This window comes from Simiduia sp. 21SJ11W-1 (assembly GCF_024138675.1).
GTDB lineage: Bacteria > Pseudomonadota > Gammaproteobacteria > Pseudomonadales > Cellvibrionaceae > Simiduia.
Genome location: NZ_CP090959.1, coordinates 3,005,671 through 3,027,827, shown reverse-complemented (window position 1 = coordinate 3,027,827; position 22,157 = coordinate 3,005,671). Strand labels below are relative to the sequence as shown.

Sequence of the window (22,157 nt, the reverse complement as noted above, 5' to 3'; positions counted from 1 at the left end):
TTGGCCCTATTGTTCTACCCCATCAGGTACCTCCATGACCCTCGCTCGCCAAGTGCTCGCCGTAAACGATGACCTTCCCATTCGCACCCATAAACCCGTGCACAGCGGCAAGGTGCGCTCTGTTTATTGGCTGACCCCCGAAGACAGCCAGCGCCTGATTACCGAGCGCGGCTACAACGTTGCGCCCGATGCCCCCTTGGCGATTATGGTGATCAGCGATCGCATTTCGGCCTTTGATTGCATTTGGCACGCCGAGGGTGATGTGCGCGGTGTGCCCGGAAAGGGGGCGGCGCTGAACGCCATTTCCAACCACTGGTTTGGCTTGTTCAAGGCGCAGGGCTTGGCCGACAGCCACATACTGGATATTCCACACCCTTTGGTGTGGATTGTGCAGAAGGCGCGGCCGGTGATGGTAGAGGCCATTTGCCGGCAATACATCACAGGCTCTATGTGGCGCGCCTACAGCAAAGGCGAGCGTGAGTTTTGCGGTATTCGCCTGCCCGACGGCCTGCAAAAAGATCAAAAGCTCTATGAATTGCTAATTACGCCCTCAACAAAGGGTGTGCTCAAGGGCATTCCGGGAGTGCCCGAGGCCGATGACGTTAACATCAGTCGCGCCAATCTAGAGCAAAATACCAACGCCTTCGGCTTTGCGAGCCTGGACGACATCAATACCTACGAGCGCTTGTTAAAAGAAGGCTTCGGGGTGATCAGCGACGCCTTGGCGGGTATCGATCAGATTTTTGTGGATACCAAATTTGAATTTGGCTACGTAAAAAATGCCGAGGGCCAAGAGCGGCTGATTTACATGGATGAAGTGGGCACGCCCGATTCATCGCGCATTTGGGATGGCAAGGCCTACCGCTCAGGGCAAATCGTTGAAAACTCCAAAGAGGGGTTCCGCCAGTTTTTGCTGAACCACTTCCCAGACCCAGACATACTGCTCAATAAAGACCGCTTCCCGGAGCGCCTGGCGCTGGCGCGCGACAACGCCCTGCCACTTGAGGCGCTCATGGACATTTCACGCACCTACACGGGCATTGCTGAAAAAATTACCGGCCAGCCCATCGCTCTGTCGGCCGACCCGAAAGGCGAAATTATTGAGGTGTTGCACCAGCAGTTCGGGCTTATTCGCTAACAAGTCGCGCGTACAGGGCCTTGGTCTGCTTGAGGTGGGGCCGTTAATTCAACGCTTTGCGGAGGCAAGGATGGATGCACAATGGCTAGAGTGGACGCGTCACAACGTGGCGCGCGGCTGCGATGTGCAGGAGTTACAGGCCATACTGGCGCGGGCAGGCTTCGCGGCCTGTGAAATTACCGAGGCGCTCACCCTGGCCGGTGCCCCCCTGGCCTCGACAGCCACGGCCGATGCCGAGGTGGATTATGTGGCATTGTCGCGCCCAAGCCTTGTGGCTAACCCACAGGCGGTGGGCGCGAGCCCAATTGACGACACCCGCGTGCAGCTTTACCAAATCCCAGACTTTCTGGATGCCGCCCGGTGCGAGGCCATTATGGCCTTGATGGATGCCTGGCTCAGGCCTTCCACGGTGACCACCGGCAGCCTTTACGCGGGGTTTCGCACCAGTCAAACCTGCGATTTGGGCCAAATGAACGATCCGCTTGTGGCTGAGGTGGATGCACGCATTGCCCAGACCCTCGGTATTAATCCCGCTTGGGGCGAGGCCACCCAAGGGCAAAAATACCAGGTAGGCGAGGAGTTCAAGGCCCACACCGATTACTTTCAACCGGCAACCCCTGAATACGCCAAGTTTGCCGGTGCGCGCGGCCAGCGCAGCTGGACCTTCATGATTTACCTGAACAATACCCCGGCCGGCGGTGCAACCCACTTTACCCGCCTGGAGCGCAGCTTTTACCCGCGCCAGGGCAGCGCGCTCATCTGGAATAACCTGCAGCCCACAGGCGCGCCCAACCCTCTTACCGAGCATCACGGTATGCCTGTTGTTGAGGGCACCAAGTCCATCATCACCAAGTGGTTTCGCGATCGCGGGCCGGGCGCCATGGCAGATACCCTGGGCACCGGCACCCAAGGTTGACGATGGGCCCCAAGGGGCCTTTGTGCCTTGGGGGTGGCTGCCCGGATTGCAGAACCGCCAGCCCAAAGGCTACTATTGCGGCACACCAAACGGCCGAGCCTCACATGCTGATACGTCTGCGCACCCTCATTGTTGCCCTGTTGCTGCTTGCCTTTGGCAGCCAGCTGATGGCGGCTGCGCAAGGGTGTAGCGATATGGCGCCTTCAGAAGGCCTGCACAGCAACCACGCTATGATGAATGCAGTGGCCGCTTTTGAGGCCGAAGACCCGCACGCACACCACCAGATGAGTGCCGTAAATAATGCCCCTCAAGGTGCCTGCTGCGATTCAGGTGATTGCGACATGAGCCAATGTAGCCTGGCCGCTGCACTGCCCGTTGCGGGCCCCGAGGCTTGGGCTATTACCCGCGCACCCATAATGCAGGCACTCGCCAATCGTGCCCCTTCATTTCTGCAAGACCCTCTCTACCACCCGCCCCGCAAAAGCTAACACACCCAAAATCCGTCTGCCGTTTGTGGCTTTTACTCCCAACAGCAAACGTTGAGTGATTGCGCACCCCGCGCACCCCAGAAGAGATGTGTTATGAAATCGATATTGCTGCTTGTTTGTGGCGCGCTGCTGGGCCTGTTGCTGGCCAGCCTTTTACCGGAAGCTAAAGGCCCGGTGGCCACTGAATCGGCCAGCGCAGGGCCCTTGTACTGGGTGGCCCCCATGGACCCAAACTACCGGCGCGATGGCCCGGGTAAATCACCCATGGGCATGGATCTTGTGCCGGTATATGAAACAGAAACCGAAGCGCCCGGCACGGTTACCATCAGCCCCGAGGTTGAACTGAACATTGGCGTGCGCACAGACACAGCGCGCGCGCGCAGCCTGAGTGCGCGCATCACCACGGTAGGTTACGTGGGTTACGATGAAGATAAACTCGTACACCTGCACCCGCGCGTGGCCGGCTGGATAGAAAAGCTCTATGTCAAAGCCGAGGGCGACCCGGTCAAAAAAGGTCAGCCGCTTTACGACCTTTACTCGCCAGAACTTGTGAACGCCCAAGAAGACTTGCTGCTGGCGTTAGCGCGCGGTGAGGGGCGTTTGATCGAGGGCGCAAAGAACCGCCTGCGGGCGTTGAAAGTGGCCGAGCAACACATAGATGCCTTGGTGACAGAGCGCAAGGTGCGCCAATCGCTCACCTATTTTGCACCGCAAGCGGGTGTGGTGGAGTCGCTCGCCATTCGCGAGGGCTTTTATGTCATGCCGGGCAGCACCCTGTTCAGTATTGGCGCCATTGATACCGTGTGGATAGACGCCGATGTGTACGCGCGGCAAGTGAACTTGCTGCGTAAAGGCCAGCGTGTGAGTATCCGCGTGCCGCACTTGCCGGGTAAAACATTTACCGGTGAGCTTGCCTACATCTACCCCACAATGAATGCCGATACCCGCACATTGCCGGTGCGCATCCGGTTTGAAAATCCCAAAGGGTTTTTAAAACCCAACATGTTTGCCGAGCTTGATATTGAAACCGACACCATTGCGCCCACCCTGACAGTGCCACGGGCAGCGGTGATTCGCACGGGCACGCAAAATCGTGTTGTGCAGGCCTTAGGGGCTGGCCGGTTCAAATCGGTGGCTGTGCAATTGGGGCGTATGGATGATCACTACATAGAAATCACAGAGGGCCTGGCCCCTGGCGATGAAGTGGTGATATCTGCACAATTTTTATTGGATTCGGAATCTTCCAAAAGCGCGGATTTTTTACGCATGAGCCCGGTGGGCGGCCAGTCTTCTGTGTGGGTGGCCGCAGAAGTGAAGGCGGTAAATCAACCGGCTGGCACGCTTACCGTGCAGCACGAAGCTGTAGCGCAATGGGATTGGCCTGCCATGACCATGGATTTTGCCATGGCAGAGGGCCTTGCAATGGATGACCTCACAACCGGTGCACCTGTTCACATTGAAATTGAAAAGCTCGGCCAAGCCTTTCGGATCATCAACATTCACAGGCCAGAGTCTGCACAGTCACAGAGCGCTTTAGCTCCTGATGCAACTGCAGATGATGCCGATATTGCACAAGCCCAAGGCGTTATTAATACACTCGATACCGAACACCGGCAGGCCAACATCAGCCGGGGGCCGGTGGCCAAATGGGGCCGTGGCCCGGCCACGGTTGATTTCAGCATTGCAGCATCGGTGGATATCAACGCCTTAAAACCCGGCCAACGCATTCAATTCAGGTTTCGTGCGCGCAAGGGCGTTTTCACGGTAATTAGCGCAACCCCAATTGCCGATGTGATGCCGGCCGGGGGTGAGCAATGATCAACGCGCTTATACGCTGGTCGGTACACAACCGGCTGCTGGTGTTGCTTGCCACAGTGTTGGTGGTGGGCGCGGGCTTGGTTGCGGTTAAGCAAACGCCGGTGGATGCCATTCCTGATTTATCTGACGTGCAGGTGATAGTAAAAACCCGCTACCCGGGCCAGTCGCCACAAGTGGTGCAAGACCAGGTAACCTACCCGCTCACCTCTGCGCTACTCAGTGTGCCCGGTGCACAAACCGTGCGTGGTTTTTCGTTTTTTGGCGACAGCTATGTGTATGTTATTTTCGACGACGACACCGATCTCTACTGGGCGCGTTCGCGGGTGTTGGAATACCTAAGCCAGGTGGCGCCCAGCTTGCCAAACGGTGCCACCCCTCAATTGGGGCCGGATGCCACAGGTGTGGGCTGGGTGTTTATCTATTCACTGGTTGATCGAACAGGCCAGCACGACTTAAGTGAGCTCCGCAGCCTGCAAGACTGGTTTCTAAAATACGAACTGCAAGCGTTGCCCGGCGTCAGTGAAGTGGCAGCCATTGGCGGCATGGTGCGCCAATACCAGGTGCAGGTAGATCCGCAAAAATTGCGCGCCTACGGCATACCGCTGGCCATGGTGCAGGCCGCCATCGAGCGCGGCAACCAGGAGCTTGGCGCCAGCGTGGTAGAGATGGCCGAGGCCGAGTACATGCTGCGCGCCACCGGCTACATTTCAAGCATTGCCGATTTGGAAACCATTGTGCTGCGGGTGAATAACAAGGGCACGCCCATTTTGTTGCGCGATGTGGCAGTGGTACAACTGGGCCCGGCCATGCGCCGTGGTGTGGCCGAGTTGAACGGTGAAGGCGAAGCAGTGGGTGGCATTGTTGCCATGCGCGTGGGTGAAAATGCCCAGCAAACCATCAAACATGTAAAGGCAAAGCTAGACGCCTTAACGCCCAGCCTACCACCCGGTGTTGAATGGGTAACGGTATACGATCGCTCGCTGCTCATTGAGCGGGCAGTTGAAAATTTGTGGCATAAGTTAGGCCAGGAGCTGCTCATGGTGGCGCTGGTGTGCGCAGTGTTTTTATTTCACCTGCGCTCATCACTGGTGGCGATGGTAAGCCTGCCGCTCGGCATTCTTATGGCTTTTTTGGTAATGCGGGCACAGGGGCTCAATGCCAATATTATGTCGCTCGGTGGAATTGCCATCGCCATTGGCGCCATGATTGACGGCGCCATTGTGATGATTGAAAACCTGCACAAACATGCAGAGCGCACCCCAATTACGAAACACAACCGTTGGCAGCTGGTGATTAAAAGTGCAACAGAAGTGGGGCCTGCGTTATTTTTCAGCCTGCTGATTATCACGGTGAGCTTTATTCCGGTATTTACTTTGCAGGCGCAAGAAGGGCGCATGTTCGCGCCCTTGGCCTACACCAAAACCTACGCCATGGCCGCAAGTGCGTTAATTGCCGTGACGCTGTTACCGGTGCTTATGGGCTACTTTATTCGCGGGCGCATGCGCCCAGAGCAGGCCAATCCCGTTAATCGCATCGCCCAGGCCTGCTACCGGCCCTTGTTGACCTGGGTGTTGCAGTGGCCGAAAACCTGCCTGCTATTGGCGGCCTTACTTGTTGCATCGATCCTCTGGCCGCTCGCGCGCTTGGGTGGCGAGTTTATGCCAGAGCTTGATGAAGGCGACTTGATGTACATGCCCACCACCTATGAAAGCATCTCCATTGGCAAGGCGCGCGAACTGCTGCAACAAACCAACAAACTCATTAAAACCATTCCGGAAGTTGAAACGGTGTTTGGCAAGGTGGGCCGTGCTGATACCGCTACAGACCCTGCACCACTGACCATGATTGAAACCTTCATCAGGCTTAAGCCCAAAAGCCAATGGCGCGAAGGGCTAACGCCAGAGGCGCTGAAAGCTGAGCTGAATGCGCGGGTGAATTTGCCCGGTGTGACCAATGCCTGGGTGATGCCTATTAAAACGCGCATCGACATGTTGGCCACGGGCATCAAAACGCCGGTGGGTATTAAGGTGGCGGGGCCTTCGCTGGATAAGCTGCAAACCCTGGGGGCAGAAATCGAACGTCTGCTGGGCCAGCTGCCGGGTACGCGCTCTGCGTATGCAGAGCGGGTGGCGGCCGGGCGCTATATAAAAATAGACATCAACCGCGAGCGGGCAGCGCGCTTTGGCCTGAACATTGGTGATGTTCAGCAAGTGATTGGCACGGCAGTGGGCGGGCGCAATGTCACCCAAACCGTTGAAGGCCAAGAGCGCTACCCGGTGAATATTCGCTACCCCCAGCAGTACCGCAGCTCGCCCGAACAACTGGCACTTTTGCCCATTGTGACACCCGCGGGCCTTCAGGTTACTCTGGGCGATGTGGCAGACATCTATGTTGAACAAGGTGCTGCGGGTATAAAAAGTGAGAATGCCCGCCCCAATGCCTGGGTGTTTATCGATATCGATAATACCGACGTAAGCACCTACGTTGCACAGGCCCAAGCGCATCTGGCACAGCACCTGCAGTTGCCCCCGGGCTACTCATTGAACTGGGCAGGCCAATACCAATACCTGGAGCGCGCCAAGGCCCGTTTATTGTATGTGGTGCCACTCACGTTGATGATAATTGTGATACTGCTTTACCTGTGTTTTCGTAATCTCGCCCAGGTGGGGCTTATTATGTTAACGCTGCCGTTGGCCTTAGTAGGCAGCGTCTGGTTGATTGATGCCATGGGCTATCACTTTTCCGTTGCGGTGGGCGTGGGTATGTTGGCGCTTGCCGGTGTAGCGGTGGAAACCGGCGTGATAATGCTGGTATACCTGGATCAAGCCTGGTGCGAATTGCGTGAGCGCAAGGCCCGCCCCACAGTTTGTGATCTACAGCAAGCGGTGATGGCAGGAGCCGTGTTGCGGCTGCGGCCGAAACTCATGACCGCCCTGGCCACCATCGCAGGGCTGGTTCCCATGTTGTTGGGCGAGGGCACGGGTTCTGAAATCATGAGCCGGTTGGCTGCACCCATGGTGGGCGGCATGGCAAGCTCTGTGGTGTTAACGTTACTGGTATTGCCGGCGGTGTATTTGCTGTGGCGAGCCCGTCAATTGCCGCGCGCAATCACTGCGGAAAATACCTGAACCCGGTGTAGATATTAAAAACACATGAACAGCAATACACAAAGAAACATCACCGTCGATTTATTGCGCTGTATTGCCATTGTTTTAATGGTGGTGTTTCACTTTATTTTCGATTTGAAAATGTTTGGACTGCATCAGTGGGATATTCCCGATGGCGCAGGCTGGCGGGAATTTCGCTATGTGATTTTGTCGCTGTTTTTCCTGTGCGTGGGCGTGGGCTTGGTGTTCGCCCATGGGCCAGTGATCCGCTGGCGGCTATTTTTCTGGCGTGAATTGACTCTGGTGGCGGGTGCGGTTGCCATCAGCCTGGCAAGTTGGATATTGGCGCGCGATCAATGGATTTATTTTGGCGTGTTACATTTTATTGCCGTGGCAAGCCTCGTTAGTTTGCCCTTGGTAAATCACCCGCGCCTGGCATTGGTGGCGGCCTTGGTTATGCTCTTAGGCGCGACAATTTTAGATTGGCCTCATGCCTGGCCGCTTAGTTATCTGGTGGCAGCCTGGCCCGAGTGGTTCCCCGATTACACGGCCGACTGGGTGCCGCTCATCCCCTGGCTTGCATTGGTGTGGGTGGGTATTGCGTTGGCGCACAGCCCGGCACTGTTGCGCGACCCGGCCGCCCGCTTGCGAATTTCCGCTAAACTCTTGTGGCCTGGCCGGCACAGCCTGCTGGTTTATCTTGTGCATCAGCCAATTTTGATGGGTGCAATTTACCTTGCCTTACAGTTAGCCTAACCGCGAACCGCGAACCGCTGCGCCAAAGCCGAGACTTGCTATGAATATAAACCCCACCGCGCGTTTGTGTTTTCGTTTGATGGATGCAAACGATGGCGATTTATTATTTGAGCTGGATCAAGACCCAGAGGTCATGCGCTACATCAATGGCGGCAAAGTGACTGCGCGCTCAACCATTGACGAGGTGATGATCCCACGTATGGCTGCATACCGTAATCCTGCGTTGGGTTGGGGCTTATGGGCAGTAAACAGCCGGCTAGATCAGGCGTTTCTAGGCTGGGTACTGGTGCGCCCCATGCAGTTTTTCAGCCCCGCGCCAGATTACCAATGCCTCGAGTTGGGTTGGCGGTTTAAACAGGCCTATTGGGGTAAGGGCTTTGCGACAGAAGCGGCCGCACAAGTGGCGGAGGCCGTTGCCGGCGCACCGGGGGTTAGATCGCTTTCGGCTATTGCACTGCCGGGCAACACGGCCTCTATTGCCGTTATGAAAAAGCTTGGTATGCGCTATGTAAAAACGGATATTCATAAAGATCCGCTGGGTGATGCAGAGGTGGTGTATTACACGCGCCGCCTCGCTACATAGCCCACACTGTAATTTGCACTTTAACGCACGCCCTTTAACGGCCGGCAGAATTCTTGCCGGCGCTATTATATGGCCTTGGGTTTATCAGAGCAGCCAGTGGCTAGTGCCAAACGCCAATGATGGCACCCATCAAGGTAAAACCCACTACATTAAAGCCCGCGTTAATGGCGTAGAGTGTGAATGAGCGTTGCTCAAATAAATCGTTTACGCCCATGGCCATGGCTACCCAGCCAAAGCCTGCCAAAAATCCATAAAAGGCACCGCTGGCCAGTGTGCTTTCGGCACCCAAAAACATGGCCAGATTTAACGCAATAACAAGGTTTGCCAAAAATGCCAAACCGAAAACGCGGGCCATGTTTTGTTTTTTGGCGTCTTCCTCGGATATGCCGGTTTCAAGCATCCAGCGCTTGCCAAACAGCAAAGGGGAATACCAGATACCGCCCAATGCAAAGCTGATGAGAGCGGCGCATAAAATTGCAAAAATATTCAAGCTGGCGAAATCCATATAGTTATCCTTTTGGGGTTTCAGGCTTATTGGTGGGGCAGCTACGTAACGCGGTGCTGCCGGTGAACAACCGTTATAGCATAGCCAAACAGCGCCGGGGGCGATAACTTTAAGCCTTGTACGAATCGCTGTATAAATAGCTGTTGCAATAGGCTGTTAGGAAAATCAGGCAAGTCATGCCTGATTGCTGCTACATGGGGGCTTGCTATGGCAATTAGCTGCGAACAACACGATTACTTTGAAATAGTCTGTATGCGCCAATCGCGCGTGCGTGTGGCCTTGGCCGATGGCACCCAGCGCGTGGGGCAGGCACTGGATATAAACACCCGCCGAGGCTCTGAATACCTGCTGCTTGCAATAGGTTCGGGCCAAGAGCCTGTAGCAGTGCCTTTGAATGACATACAGCGCCTGTGGGCTGAGGGCAACGCAGCCGCCCACAACTTCTTTATTGATCTCACCCAGGCTGCTGCGTGCACTAAGCTATAGCGTTAAAGCGTGGCAACCAAGCTTATTAGGGGTAAGTGGATGGCGAGCAGTGATTAGTACACCCGTTGGCAGGCCTGGTAAGCGGGTGCGAAAATGGATGCTTGCGCTCGCCTTGGCAGCGGGGAGTATGGGGCTACTGGCTGGCGAGCTGAACGAGCTGAGGTTTATCACCGAAGAAAGTGCATCGCTCAATTACGTATTTGAGGGCAAGCCCCATGGCCCGGCGGTGGAGTTATTGCTGGCGGCAACCAGGCATGCTGGCAGCCCCATGACACGCGCACAAATTGAAGTGCTGCCCTGGGCGCGGGGCTTTCGCAGCGCCAAGCAGGGCCCGCATGCGGTGTTATTCAGCACACTCAGAACACCGGAGCGCGAGGCGCATTTTCAATGGGTGGGACCCATAGGGCAAGAGCGTGATGTGCTCATCGGGCGCAAGGTTCATGCCTTCAGTTTTACCCACCCGCAAGATTTCCACAAATACGTGATAGGTGCGTTGCGCGACGATGCGGCGGCCGAGCATCTGCGTGCCGTGGGCCTGCCTGATGAGAATCTGGTGCTGGCAACACAAGTTAACCACCTGGCCAAAATGTTGCACGCCGGGCGTATTGATTTGTGGGCCTTTGGGGAAGGCGGCTGGCTGCATGTGCTGGAAACCACAGGGTTAGATGAGCGTCTGTTTGAGGTGGTGCACCACTTTCCCTCGCGCGATTACTACTTTGCCCTAAGTCTTGATGTGGCGCCGGCACTGGTCGCGCAACTGCAAACCGCCGTAGACGCAGTACTCAGAGAGCATGGGGATATTTACAAACTGGGGCTTTCACACCAATCCTCAACACCATCCAGCCCAACAACGGCTGTCACACCTGCCACCACATCTGAAATCATCACCAAAGGCACACACCATGAATTGGATTGAAATTGCACCAGCCGCGGTTACGTTATTTCTCATTATGGATCCGCTCGGCAATGTGCCCATTTTTAACGCCGTGCTTTCACGGTTAGATGCCAAGCGCAGAACCCGGGTGCTAACCCGTGAGCTGATAATTGCGCTGGTGATTTTGCTGCTGTTTTTATTTGCCGGTAACGCAATTTTGGCATTCCTGGGCTTGACCCAAAGCTCCCTGAATATCGCAGGCGGGGTGTTGCTGTTTATTATTTCACTGCGCATGATCTTTCCCGTAGCCCAAGAGCGCGGCGAAGATGGCCACGCCGAAGAGCCATTCATTGTGCCCCTGGCCGTGCCAATGATTGCCGGGCCCTCCACCATTGCCGTGCTGCTGCTATTAAGTTCAAACCAGCCAGGCCAAATTATGGATTGGACGGTAGCGCTGATGCTGGCCTGGGGCGGATCTTCTGCGTTGCTTTTGGCATCGCCTTTGATTATGCGTGTGATCGGTGAAAAAGGTTCGCGCGCACTGGAGCGCTTGATGGGAATGATTCTGGTGATTCTGGCAACGCAAATGTTGCTCAACGGCATTCGCGATTTTGTGAACAGCTTCAGTTGAAATCGCCATTACTTGCCGGCCATTGAAGGCCGGCAAGTGAAAGGCTGCAGGCTAGTGTTTATGGCGTTCAATAAACCGTCGCATTTTTTCTTCAAGCATCGACAGTGGCAACGCGCCGTCACTGAGTAGCGCGTCGTGGAAGTCGCGTATATCAAAACGCGCGCCCAGTTGCCGTTCGGCCTCTGCACGCAGGGCGCGAATTTTTATTTCACCCATCTTGTAAGAAAGTGCCTGGCCCGGCCAGGAAATATAGCGGTCTACCTCTGCGCGTACATTGTCTTGCGAAAGCGATGTATTGGCGGCCAGATACGCCAGCGCTTGTGCGCGGCTCCAGCCTTGGGAGTGAATGCCGGTATCTATCACCAGGCGGCAGGCGCGCCACATTTCATAACTTAAGCGGCCAAAATGCTCGTAGGGCGTGGTGTACATGCCCATTTCTATGCCCAGGTGTTCTGCGTACAAACCCCAGCCTTCGCCAAAGGCACTGAGGTACAGGTTGCGGCGAAAGTGCGGCACATCTTCAAGTTCCTGGGAGAGTGCGCCTTGCAGGTGGTGGCCGGGCACCGCCTCGTGCAGGGTGAGTGCGGGCAATTCATACAAAGGTCGCTGATTGAGGTTATGGGTATTTAACCAATAGGCGCCACCGCGCACACCGCCAATGGCGGCCGGGTTGTACGAGGCTGTGGTGTAGTTGGGCGCGATTTCTGCAGGCACCGGCACTATGCCGTAAGACATGCGCGGCAGCTTCTTGAAAAATGCCGGCAGTTGGTAATCGGCGCGCTTGGCTATAAAGGCGGCCTCTTTTAAAAGTTGCTCGGGTGTTGTTGCATAAAATTTCGGATCGGTGCGCAGAAATTCAGTGAAATCTTCAAAGCTGCCTTCAAAATCTGTGGCTTTAATAAGCGCCTGCATTTCAGCTTTAATGCGTGCAACTTCAGCAAGCCCGATGGCGTGAATTTTGTCTGGCGATTCATCCAGAGTTACGTAGGTGCGAATGGCGTGGCGGTAGTAGGCCTGGCCGCCGGGCAGCTGCGAGGCGCCCAAGGTTTCTGTGGCCGCCTGCAGGTATTCACCTTCCAGAAAATCCGCTACGCGTTTAAACGCCGGCATGGCCACCTCGGCAATGGCGCGGGCACCGTCTGCTTGCAATTGCTTGCGGGTTTTGGCGCTTAGGCTTGTGGGCAGTTCGCTGAAGGGTTTGTAGAGGCTGCTTTGGGTTGGGTCTTTATATACCTGGGCGCGCACGGTGGGCGCAATGCCTTGCACTACAATCTTTGGCAGTACAAAGCCCGTGCGAATTCCCTCACGCATGTTGGCGAGATTTTCATCAAAGTAGCGGCCAAAGGCCTCAATGCGGCTAATGTAGTTGCGGTAATCTTGCTCGGTTTGCATGGCCAGGCCACTGCTGGCCTCTAGCGCTTCGGCATAAAAACTGTAAAAGGTGTTAAGGGGAATGCGCTCCAGAAATAACTTGTTGGCATCAATGCTGTTGCTCAACACCCAGCGCAGCAGTTGATGGTTAACTGCCTCTGTTTGGCTTAAGGATTGGGTGTCTATGGCATCCAGGCGTGCAACCAAGGCAAGCTCGGCGGCGAGCCTGCGTGCGCGATCGGCTTGGGTGACACCGGGCAGTGCATGGGCGTAGCCTGCAATGCCCATACGCGAGGCCATTATGGGGTCTTCGGCCAGGCTATAGCGCCAGTGGTCGTCAATAATGGCCCCCAGCGCGGCCGATGCTGCCGGTATTTGATGTGTGTTGGATGTTTCAGTGGCGCCAGCCTTTTGGCCAGGGCCTGTGCAGGCAATAAGGCTAAAGGTGCAGGCAAGGGCTGCCAGCATTGGCCCAAGGCGGGATAGGGTAAAAGTAAACAAGGGCATCTGGGCGCTCCGGTGATTGTGCGTGAACTCACCTTAGCACGGCGGAATTTCCCGGTGAATATTTGGCGCGTGTCGCGTTTATAAGGCTGCTTGATTTGGCAGCCTTGTCAATCTCATGCCGCTCGCGGGAATCATTATTGCGCGCACAACAGCCATGCCAGCTAACGCAAAAATCACCAGAGCCCGGCTTTTGCCAGCAGCAACAGGCCCGAGATAATCAACAAGCCACGGCAGGCGTTCATGAAAGTGGCATCGTCAATTTTTTGTGCAATGACTTTGCCGGCCCACACACCGAGCAGCGCCAGTGGCAGCAGCGCCAATGAAAGGCTCAAGGTATCGGCCTGCCACTGGCCCAAGAGCCCGTAGGGCAGAATTTTTATCACATTCAACACGGCAAAAAAGATGCTTGCCGTTGCCAGCCATTGCAGCTTGGGCAGGCCTCGCCCTAGCAAATAGATGTTGAGCGGCGGGCCGCCTGCGTGAATCAGGGTGGAGCTGGTGCCCGCCGCCGCGCCCCACACCCAGCCGGCGCCGCGAAATTTGCTAAACCAGTGTGACAATGGCGCCCACAGGCCAAACACGATACATAGTAAGGCAAGCGACAATTGCAGCGCGGCGTCAGAGAGCGTGCCCATGCCAAGCGCGCCAGCGCCAATGCCCAGGCACGCCGCCGGTAACAATGCTTTTAAACTGGGCCAGTGGGCATGGCGAAAATAGTAGTGCACGGTTTTGGCATCCATCACCAGCAACACCGGTAGCATGAGTGCTGCGGCCTGCGGCAATGGCATGATGAGCGCCAGCAGTGGCACGGCCACGACCCCCGCGCCACCGGCAAAACCGGACTTGGAAATACCCGTTAAAATCACGCCAAGGCCGCCCAGCAGCCAGAAAAGGGGATCGGTTAACAAAACTACCTCAGAATTTGGTGCCGGTTCAGCGGCGGCTGTGCCTGCTGGCCTCGGCGAGTGTGGCGTCGGCTGCGGTAAGCAGCCTGTTCACCGAGCCGAATGCATCGCGATTGTAGCCCATACGGGCCACCTCAAAGCGTAGATCATACCCGCGCAGCGCCTGCCTATTGTACTTGCCAAGATTCTTTTTAAAACGATCCAGCGCAATGGCGGCACCGGCATCGTCAGATTCCCCCAGCAGTACGGCAAACTTGTCGCCACCCAGCCGGGCAACAAGGTCCGACTCGCGAAACCCCTGGCACAGCAGCCTGGCAAACGCTTTGAGTGCCACATCGCCCTCGGCGCGGCCGAAATGATCGTTCAGTGGCCGAAAATTTTTCAGGTTAAACAGCAGCAATGTGGTGCTGCGCCCGCGCTCAAGGCCTGTATCAATAACGAACTGCGCCAGGGTTTTAAACCCCTGGCGATTGGAGATGTGGGTGAGGCCGTCCACCGTGTCTGGCAGGTGTTTACTCAGGGCATGGCTTGCCAGCTGGGCGAGTTTGTTCAGTTGTTTGAGGTGATCGACGCCGAAATTGCGCGGCCTTTTATCGAGAATGCACAGGGTGCCGAGGGTTGTTTTGTGATCAATGCACAGCGGGCAGCCTGCGTAAAACTGCAAACCATTTGCGCCTACCACACTTGGGTTGTGCTTAAAGCGCGCATCTTGCCGGGCGCTGGGCACCAGCAGTGGTTGGTTGCTGGCCACCACCTGTGCGCAAAAGGCGTTGGCCCTGGGTGCCCGCTCAAGGGGTAAGCCCTGGTGCGAGAGAAACCACAGCTCGTCTGCCTCCACTAAACTGATGAGCGCAATGGGCGTATTAAACAATCGCCGGGCCAGGCGGGTGTAGCGGTCGAAGCGCTCTTGGGGCGGCTTGCCAAACAGCTCAAGGCTGCGCAGCGCTGCCAGACGCTGGGGTTCGTTGGGCGGCATACCGGGTGCAATCATGGCGGGCCTGCAGCTGGTTGGGTTGGCGAGTGTTTTAGCATAGCCAACTGTGGCGCCAGAGCCACGTAAGCGCCTTAGAAGTTGATGCCGCCTGTAAGAATCAGCGAGGCAAACCCCAGGTAGATGATCACGCCTGTGGCATCCACAATGGTGGTTACCAAGGGGCCAGAGGCGGTGGCCGGATCGAGCTTGATTTTCGACAATACAAACGGCAGGCACAGGCCAATCAGCGAGCCCGTAAGCACCACGCATACCATGGCCGCGGCCACGGTGATTGCCACCTCCGGCCCGCCGCGCAGCCAGCCCAGTGCCGACACCGCCACGGCCAGCGTCAGGCCCAGTGCGCCGGCCACTAAAATCTCGCGCCCCACCAGCGTCAGCCAGTCGCGCATTTGCACCTCGCCCGTGGCCAGCGCCCGGATCATCAGGGCTGCCGCCTGTGAGCCCGCGTTCCCGCCACTGCCCACCAGCAGGGGCAGGAAGAACACCAGCGCCACCTGTTGGGCGATGATGTCTTCAAAAAATGCAATGCCTGCGCCGGAAAACAGTGCACCAAATACCAGCAACAGCAACCAGCCGATGCGCTTTAAGTACAACTGGCCGAGGCTTATGTCTTTAAACGATGAGCCGAGGGTGGCCACCGAGGCGCTCTTTTGGGCATCTTCTGTGGCCTCTTCTACGGCGGCATCCATGGCGTCATCGTAGGTAATAATGCCCACAAGCTTCTGCTCGTTGTCGAGCACCGGCACCGCCAGCAGGTCGTAGTGGCGTATCACCTCGGCCACTTTTTCCTGATCTTCCTGTACATCAACGCTCACTACGTCGGTGAGCATCAGGTCTGCGATGGAGGCTTCAGGGTGGGCCAATATCAGCTGCTTGAGCGACAGGGTGCCGCGCAGGGTGCGGTCTTTGTCTACCACATACACTTGGTAGATGGTCTCTTTGTCGGGCGCTTCAAGCCGAATGCGCAAGAGGGCCTTTTTTACCGTCCAGTGGGCCCTGAGTGTGGCGTAGTCTGAGGTCATCAGGGCGCCGGCGGTTTTCTCCGGGTAGCTGGCCAGGCGGCGCACATCTTCGCGCTCGGCCTGTGCCAGCCCCGGTAGCACCGCGTGACGTTGGTCTTCGGTGAGGCGGTTGTAGAGGTCGGCGCGCTCGTCGGACTCCATTTGTGAAAACAGCGCCGCTAGATCATTGCGCGGCATCACCGAGGCAATCTCTGCCTGGCGTTCTTCGGGCATGTAGGAAAAGGCTTCGGCGTGGTCGTGCAGGGTGAGCAAATCCAGCAATTTGGCCGCGTTTTCCGGCGTAAAGCTTGCCAGCGCGTCAGAGAGATCGGCGATGTGGCGGTGCGCCAGCAGCGCGCGCAGGGCGTGCTTGTCTGGATGGGAGGCGATTTGCTCAAGTTGGCGCTGGAGTTCGGCCTTATCCATGGGGTGTCCTGCTTGGTTGATGGCGCGATTGTAGGAAGAGTGGCAGCCCAATACAACGGCCAGCTGAATCCAGTGAGCTGGCTATACTGAACGCTGCGTCTTTAAATACAACGGGAGAACTACTTGCGCCTGGCCCAACTGTCCTCCTTTGCGCTGCCGGTGATGTGGGTGCTGATGCTCGCACTCGGCGCGGGGTTGGGCGTGGGTGCCTGGTACCTGGATAACCTTAACAGTGAGCGGTTTTTGGAGCAGCAGCGCTCGCTGGTGCTGGCGCAAAGCTCTACGCTGCGCGCCCAGCTAGAGGGCAATATTAACAACAACATCCAATCTGTGTTGGGCTTGGCCGCAGTCATTGCTGCAGAGCCCGCGCTAGATCAGGCCAAGTTTGGCCAGTATGCCAGCAAGATTTTTGCCGGTCGCAACCAACTCAGGAACCTGGGTGGCGCGCCGGACATGGTCATACAGCTGATGTACCCGCTGGCCGGCAACGAGGGCGCCATTGGCCTTAATCTGGCCGCTAATGAGGCCCAAAAGGCCGCGGCGTTGCGGGCCAAAATTACGGGCGAAATTGTTGTGGCAGGCCCCGTTAACCTGGTGCAGGGCGGGCAGGGGTTTATCGGGCGGGTGCCGGTGTTTGCAGGCTCCAGTGAAACATTCTGGGGCATGATATCAGCGGTAATTGATGTGCAGCGCTTTTATGCCGCCAGCGGGCTGTTGGGTGCGCCACTCAACGTGGCGCTGCGCGGCAAGGATGGGCAAGGGGCAGCCGGTGCGGTGTTTTATGGCGATGCCACCTTGTTTGACCAGGCGCCCGTACTGCAGGAGATCAATCTGCCCAGCGGCCATTGGGTAATGGCCGCCACACCCATTGGCGGCTGGTCACACCTTGCGCCCAACCGCCATTGGTTGCAGGCGGGCCTGGCGCTGATAATCGCGCTTATTATGTTGCCCTTGGGCTTTGTTACCGTGTTGTTGCGCCATCGCCTGGCCGAACAGCTGCGGCTACAGGGCTTGTTTAATCACTCACCTGTGGGCCTTGCACTGTGCGATGCAGAAGGCGGCACAGTGCTTCATCACAACGAAGCCTTAAAAGTGATTCTGGGCCAAAGTGCCTACGGCAATTCTGCAGAAAAACTACTCCCCCCCGATCGCGCCTATAAAGGTGTCTGGATTGATCTGCTTTCAGGTGCCACCTCTGCTATTGATTTTCGCGCCTCGTTTGTCAGCGAAGCAGGCAAGGTGCAGTCGGTTTTGGTGAAGGCCGTGCGCGTGGCGGGCACCGGCGCTGCCTCGTTTATTTGGGTAATGGTAGAAGACATCACCGCGCGCGAGCGCACGTCGCGCCAGTTAAAGGAATCCAATCAGCAGCTTAATCTGGTGGTAGATGGCACCGGCGTCGGCTTTTTGGATTGGCAATTGGTGAGCAATAGCATTGTGCTAAATGCACGCTGGCAACAGTTACTGGGGCGCGAAGTTTCAGAGCAGAAGGGGGTGGATGCCAGCGACTGGCTTGCCTGGCTGCATCCGCAAGACCGCATTCAACTGGAAAATTTTGTGGCTACCGCTCGCGAAGATGTGGAGCCGAGCATTGCCATGGATGTGCGCGTCAGTCACGCGGCCGGGCATTGGGTTTGGTTGAGTTTTAGCGGGCGCATAGTGCAATGGGCCGAGGGTAAACCTGTGCGCATGGTGGGCACTGTGCTCGATATTACCGAGCGCAAGCGCGCCACCCACAAGTTGATTGAATCGCAGGAGCAACTCAATAGCTTTTTCTCGCTTTCACCCGTGTTTATGGGTATCTCAAACGACGCAGGCTATTTTGAAGTGGTCAATAGCCATTTCACGCGGCAACTGGGTTATAACCACGCAGAAGTGATTGGTGCCCCCATTATTGATCTGGTTCATCCAGGCGACCTTGAAAGTGTAAAACAGGAAATGCGCAAGCTGCGTTCGGGCGTGCAGAGTGTGGAATTTACCAGCCGGTTTCGAAAAAAAGACGGCGATTACATTACGCTCGTGTGGAGCACCCGCGCAGATCCGATGCGCAAAAAATATTACTCCACCGGCATAGACATGACCGACAACATACGCGCCCAGCAGGCGCTCGAGCGCCAACAGGAAATGCTGGAGGCCATGAGTGAGCAAGGGCGCATTGGTGCCTGGGAATACGATGCCCACACCAAGAAATCTACCTGGTCGCTCATGGCCAAACAAATTCACGGTGTGGATGAAAGCTTTGAACCCCATATTGAAGACACCCTCAAATTCTACCGGGTAGACGACAGCGAAAAAGTCATTGTTGAATGCCTGATGAACGGCTTGAAAAAGGGCACCCCCTGGCAGGTGGAGTTACCCATTATTACCGCCCAAGGTGAGCGCCGTTGGCTTGCCTCAACGGGACGTTCACACATGGTTGATGGCCGTTGCGTGCGCATGTACGGCTCCTTTCAGGATATTACCGAGCGCAAGGCCGTAGAGCAGGCCTTGCGTGCTGCCAAAGAGCAGGCTGAAAACGCGGTGAAAGTGAAGGGTGAATTTCTGGCCATGATGAGCCATGAAATCCGCACGCCGTTAAACGGTGTAATGGGAATGCTGAACCTCCTAAAGCGCACGCCCCTGAACGCCAATCAGGCGCACCATGTGGATATTGCCCAGCGCAGCGCCATTACCCTGCTTTCAACCATTAACGATATTCTGGATTTTTCCAAGGTGGATGCCGGCAAGCTTGAGCTTATGCCTCGTGCATTTGATTTGCGCCAAACCCTGGAAGACGTGGTGCAAATTCTGGCGCTCTCGGCACACCAGCGCGGCATTTACCTGGTGCTTGATCAAGCGCAAGTAGGCCACGTTAAAGTCACCGCAGACCCAGACCGGCTGCGCCAAATTTTAATAAACCTGATCAACAATGCCATTAAATTCACAGAAGTTGGCCAGGTGGTGGTGCGGGTTGCCCTTGAAAGTACTCGGTTAACGGTAGCTGTGATCGATACCGGTATTGGCATGAGCCAGGCGCAATTGGCCGATTTATTTACGCCTTTCTCCCAGGTAGACAGCTCGTCTACCCGGCGCTTTGAGGGCACGGGTTTGGGCCTGGCCATCACCCGCAAGCTGTGCCAGCTGATGGGGGGCGAGGTATCGGTGGAATCTCGCCCGGGCGTGGGGTCAACCTTCAGCTTTCACATTGAACTTACCAATGTCACGCCCACACGCCGTGGTTCACTGCCTTCGCTGGCCGGCCAATTTGTACTCATTGCGCTCGAAAATGCGCCCTCTATCCAAGCGTTGGCAAATTTGCTGCAAGAGGCGGGAGCCGAGGTGTTTCAGGCGGATAATTTGGCCGATACCGAGGAACTGTTGGCCGCACGCGATTATCAATGGGTATTTGTGGGGCGTGAGTTTTGTTTGGCGGGCGGGCTCAGTGCCACAAGCCCCGGTTGGGCGCGGGCGCACAAGGCGCGGGTACTGGTGCATGGCCAGCATCTAGACCCGGATCCCAATTTTATGATGCAGCTCGGCTTTACCGATAGAGTGGCCGCACCCGTTACCGAGTCGCGCCTGTTGGCGTTGTTCACTGAAGGTGGCAGCCAAAGCGTGGCGAAAGCGGCTACCGCGGTTGTGGCGCAATCGCAAAAAGTCTTGCTGGTGGAAGACAACGCCATTAACCGCGAAGTGGCCACCATGATGCTGGAGGATTTAGGCGCCCGCGTGCTCACCGCTAAAAACGGGCGTCACGCGCTCACGGTGTTAAAAGCCAATACCGATATCAGCCTGGTGTTTATGGATTGCTTGATGCCTGAAATGGATGGCCTGGAAGCCACCCGCCGTATTCGCGCGGGCGATGCCGGTGAGCACAGCCGTTCACTCACGGTAGTGGCGCTCACCGCCAATGCCATGCGCGGTGATCGCGAGCGATGCATGGACGCAGGCATGAACGATTTTCTGAGCAAACCCATTGAAGAAGATGAGCTGCAGGTGGTGTTGACCCGTTGGTTGGCCCACGCAGCCCAAACGGTGGAAACTGCTGAGCCTGTGGCGGCCGACACCGTGTGGGATGAAAAGTTTGCCCTGCAAACCGTGCGCAAGCGCACAGACCGTTTACTGTGGTTAATAGAGCGCTACCTGGATTCCTTTGGCGATGTGGCCCAGCGCGCCCAGACGCTCATGGTAGCGGAAGACTATTCGGCGTTGCAGTTGCTCGCGCACACCGTAAAAGGTGCCGCCGGGCAGCTTGGCGGGCGCGAGCTACAAGCCTGCGCTGATACCCTGGAGGGTGATGCCGCGCGTTGTGATGCCACCGGTTTGAAGTCCAGTATTGCAGCTGTGGCTGCTGCCAGTAAGCGTTTTACCGCGCGGCTGCAGCAGTATGTGGCGCAGGCCGCTAGCAAACCATTACCCCGCTAATTTTTGTCGGGCAGCTCCCGGGCGGGCAGCTCTTCGGCGGGGAGCCCTAGTGAGCACACAGCAGCCAGTACCACCAACGCCGCCGACACCCAAAGGCAAGCCGTAAAGCCCGCGCTTTGGAACAGCCATCCCGAAAGCACCGTGCCCATTAAGCGCCCTGCGGCATTGGCCATGTAATAAAAACCCACATCCAGCGATACGCCATCGCGGTTTGCATAGCGCACTATCAAATAACTGTGCAGCGCAGAGTTGATGGCAAACACCGCGCCAAAAATTCCAAGGCCTGCAACAACCATCAATAACTGGGCAGATGTACCGCCGAGCGCGCCGGTGGCAAGTGCGCCGGGTGCGGGCATCAAGCCAAGCGCCAGAAGTGCAGGTATTGCCGCCAGCGCCAGCGCCCAGCCGATGGCGTGTTGGCGCTCAGGAGGCCTGCTAAACAGGCGCGGGCTCAGGCTTTGAACTACGCCATAGCCAATTACCCAGCAGGCCAGAAAGCTGCCCACGCCCCAGTGGCTCCAACCAAAGGTACTGGCCAAGTACACAGGCAGTGCAATCACAAACCACACATCGCGCGCGCCGAATAAAAACAACCGGGCACCCGAAAGGTAGTTAATGGGCGCACTTTTAGAAAACAGTTCACGAAATTTCGGCTTGCGTGTGGCTTTGCCAAGGCCCCGGGAAAGGCTGAGTAAACTTGCCACCCACACCAGCAATAAAAAGAGCAATAAACCCAACACCGCACCGGCAAATCCAAAGCCGCTAAGCAGGGCACCGCCCAGGAAAAACCCCACACCCTTAAGTGCATTTTTTGAGCCCGTAAGCCGTGCCACCCAGCGAAAGAGCTTGCCTTGTGCATGGGAAGGCACAAGCAGTTTAATGGCGCTTTTCGCGCTCATTTTATTCAAATCTTTGGCAACACCGGAAATGGCCTGGGCTACCATCACCCAGGGCAGGGTTAGCCAGTGGGTGGGTGCCAGCAGTAAACCCAGCGCCACAATTTGCAGGCCCAGCCCCAGATTCATGGTGTGGTTTAAACCCAGCCGTGCGCCCAGCCAGCCGCCTAAGAGATTGGTCACCACGCCCAGTAATTCGTAGAGCACAAACAGCATGGCTAAGGCCAGCGGGCTGAAACCCAGGGCGTGAAAGTGCAACACCACTAACATGCGCAGGGCACCGTCGGTGAGCGTAAAGGCCCAGTAGTTGCCGGTGATAATGGCGTATTGGCGCAGCGCCGGTGTGAGAGCCAT

At 56.7% G+C, this 22,157-nt stretch carries 17 protein-coding genes; 11 read left to right on the top strand and 6 right to left on the bottom strand.

The window, feature by feature from the left end:
• The first annotated feature begins 34 nt into the window (after positions 1–34).
• The 7 genes from L1F30_RS13230 (at position 35) to L1F30_RS13200 (ending at position 8,806) form a co-directional block, all read left to right on the top strand.
• On the top strand, positions 35–1,138 hold the full coding sequence (locus L1F30_RS13230; protein ID WP_253356707.1) for a phosphoribosylaminoimidazolesuccinocarboxamide synthase: 1,104 nt from the start codon (positions 35–37) through the stop codon (positions 1,136–1,138).
• Positions 1,139–1,208: 70 nt separating this feature from the next.
• Complete coding sequence (locus L1F30_RS13225; RefSeq protein WP_253356706.1) at positions 1,209–2,054, top strand: 2OG-Fe(II) oxygenase; 846 nt, start codon at positions 1,209–1,211, stop codon at positions 2,052–2,054.
• 104 nt (positions 2,055–2,158) lie between these two features.
• Positions 2,159–2,542, top strand: coding sequence for a hypothetical protein (locus L1F30_RS13220; protein ID WP_253356705.1), 384 nt, complete (start codon positions 2,159–2,161; stop codon positions 2,540–2,542).
• A 93-nt stretch (positions 2,543–2,635) separates the two neighbouring features.
• A complete protein-coding gene (locus L1F30_RS13215) occupies positions 2,636–4,360 on the top strand; it encodes an efflux RND transporter periplasmic adaptor subunit (RefSeq protein WP_253356704.1) in 1,725 nt (574 codons plus the stop codon).
• Positions 4,357–7,488, top strand: coding sequence for an efflux RND transporter permease subunit (locus L1F30_RS13210; protein WP_253356703.1), 3,132 nt, complete (start codon positions 4,357–4,359; stop codon positions 7,486–7,488). Before L1F30_RS13215 ends, L1F30_RS13210 begins: the two co-directional genes overlap by 4 nt.
• Positions 7,489–7,512: 24 nt before the next feature.
• Positions 7,513–8,223: a heparan-alpha-glucosaminide N-acetyltransferase gene (locus tag L1F30_RS13205; protein WP_253356702.1), complete on the top strand. Its 711-nt coding sequence runs from the start codon at positions 7,513–7,515 to the stop codon at positions 8,221–8,223.
• Positions 8,224–8,263: 40 nt separating this feature from the next.
• Positions 8,264–8,806, top strand: coding sequence for a GNAT family N-acetyltransferase (locus L1F30_RS13200; protein ID WP_253356701.1), 543 nt, complete (start codon positions 8,264–8,266; stop codon positions 8,804–8,806).
• A 100-nt stretch (positions 8,807–8,906) separates the two neighbouring features.
• On the opposite strand, the gene L1F30_RS13195 is transcribed toward L1F30_RS13200, so the two are convergent.
• On the bottom strand, positions 8,907–9,311 hold the full coding sequence (locus L1F30_RS13195; RefSeq protein WP_253356700.1) for a DUF1761 domain-containing protein: 405 nt from the start codon (positions 9,309–9,311) through the stop codon (positions 8,907–8,909).
• A gap of 207 nt (positions 9,312–9,518) precedes the next feature.
• Here L1F30_RS13195 and L1F30_RS13190 point away from each other — a divergent pair, with 207 nt between their 5' ends.
• The 3 genes from L1F30_RS13190 (at position 9,519) to L1F30_RS13180 (ending at position 11,302) form a co-directional block, all read left to right on the top strand.
• Entirely contained in the window at positions 9,519–9,797 is a 279-nt protein-coding gene (locus L1F30_RS13190) for a Rho-binding antiterminator (protein ID WP_253356699.1), read from the top strand.
• A gap of 85 nt (positions 9,798–9,882) precedes the next feature.
• Positions 9,883–10,713: an ABC transporter substrate-binding protein gene (locus L1F30_RS13185; protein WP_253356698.1), complete on the top strand. Its 831-nt coding sequence runs from the start codon at positions 9,883–9,885 to the stop codon at positions 10,711–10,713.
• A complete protein-coding gene (locus L1F30_RS13180; RefSeq protein ID WP_253356697.1) occupies positions 10,700–11,302 on the top strand; it encodes a YhgN family NAAT transporter in 603 nt (200 codons plus the stop codon). The genes L1F30_RS13185 and L1F30_RS13180 overlap by 14 nt, the downstream gene beginning before the upstream one ends.
• A 51-nt stretch (positions 11,303–11,353) precedes the next feature.
• Here L1F30_RS13180 and L1F30_RS13175 read toward each other — a convergent pair whose 3' ends face one another.
• From L1F30_RS13175 to mgtE, 4 genes are all read right to left on the bottom strand, one after another.
• Entirely contained in the window at positions 11,354–13,180 is a 1,827-nt protein-coding gene (locus L1F30_RS13175; protein WP_253356696.1) for a DUF885 family protein, read from the bottom strand.
• Between the two features lie 173 nt (positions 13,181–13,353).
• On the bottom strand, positions 13,354–14,088 hold the full coding sequence (locus L1F30_RS13170; RefSeq protein ID WP_253356695.1) for a sulfite exporter TauE/SafE family protein: 735 nt from the start codon (positions 14,086–14,088) through the stop codon (positions 13,354–13,356).
• Between the two features lie 25 nt (positions 14,089–14,113).
• Positions 14,114–15,076, bottom strand: coding sequence for a sensor domain-containing diguanylate cyclase (locus tag L1F30_RS13165; protein ID WP_253356694.1), 963 nt, complete (start codon positions 15,074–15,076; stop codon positions 14,114–14,116).
• 74 nt (positions 15,077–15,150) lie between these two features.
• Positions 15,151–16,506, bottom strand: coding sequence for a magnesium transporter (gene mgtE / locus L1F30_RS13160; RefSeq protein ID WP_253356693.1), 1,356 nt, complete (start codon positions 16,504–16,506; stop codon positions 15,151–15,153).
• Positions 16,507–16,629: 123 nt separating this feature from the next.
• On the opposite strand from mgtE, the gene L1F30_RS13155 reads away from it, so the two are divergent.
• Positions 16,630–20,907 carry a PAS domain S-box protein gene (locus L1F30_RS13155; RefSeq protein WP_253356692.1) on the top strand — a complete coding sequence of 1,426 codons (4,278 nt, stop codon included), beginning with the start codon at positions 16,630–16,632 and terminating at the stop codon, positions 20,905–20,907.
• Here L1F30_RS13155 and arsJ read toward each other — a convergent pair.
• Positions 20,904–22,157, bottom strand: coding sequence for an organoarsenical effux MFS transporter ArsJ (gene arsJ / locus L1F30_RS13150; RefSeq protein ID WP_253356691.1), 1,254 nt, complete (start codon positions 22,155–22,157; stop codon positions 20,904–20,906). The genes L1F30_RS13155 and arsJ overlap by 4 nt on opposite strands.

Coding starts and splice junctions, on each gene's coding strand:
- arsJ (WP_253356691.1), bottom strand. CDS start 22,157: ATGGCTCTCACACCGGCGCTGCGCCAATACGCCATTATCACCGGCAAC.
- mgtE (WP_253356693.1), bottom strand. CDS start 16,506: ATGGATAAGGCCGAACTCCAGCGCCAACTTGAGCAAATCGCCTCCCAT.
- L1F30_RS13190 (WP_253356699.1), top strand. CDS start 9,519: ATGGCAATTAGCTGCGAACAACACGATTACTTTGAAATAGTCTGTATG.
- L1F30_RS13175 (WP_253356696.1), bottom strand. CDS start 13,180: ATGCCCTTGTTTACTTTTACCCTATCCCGCCTTGGGCCAATGCTGGCA.
- L1F30_RS13195 (WP_253356700.1), bottom strand. CDS start 9,311: ATGGATTTCGCCAGCTTGAATATTTTTGCAATTTTATGCGCCGCTCTC.
- L1F30_RS13215 (WP_253356704.1), top strand. CDS start 2,636: ATGAAATCGATATTGCTGCTTGTTTGTGGCGCGCTGCTGGGCCTGTTG.
- L1F30_RS13205 (WP_253356702.1), top strand. CDS start 7,513: ATGAACAGCAATACACAAAGAAACATCACCGTCGATTTATTGCGCTGT.
- L1F30_RS13220 (WP_253356705.1), top strand. CDS start 2,159: ATGCTGATACGTCTGCGCACCCTCATTGTTGCCCTGTTGCTGCTTGCC.
- L1F30_RS13230 (WP_253356707.1), top strand. CDS start 35: ATGACCCTCGCTCGCCAAGTGCTCGCCGTAAACGATGACCTTCCCATT.
- L1F30_RS13225 (WP_253356706.1), top strand. CDS start 1,209: ATGGATGCACAATGGCTAGAGTGGACGCGTCACAACGTGGCGCGCGGC.
- L1F30_RS13200 (WP_253356701.1), top strand. CDS start 8,264: ATGAATATAAACCCCACCGCGCGTTTGTGTTTTCGTTTGATGGATGCA.
- L1F30_RS13210 (WP_253356703.1), top strand. CDS start 4,357: ATGATCAACGCGCTTATACGCTGGTCGGTACACAACCGGCTGCTGGTG.
- L1F30_RS13165 (WP_253356694.1), bottom strand. CDS start 15,076: ATGATTGCACCCGGTATGCCGCCCAACGAACCCCAGCGTCTGGCAGCG.
- L1F30_RS13180 (WP_253356697.1), top strand. CDS start 10,700: ATGAATTGGATTGAAATTGCACCAGCCGCGGTTACGTTATTTCTCATT.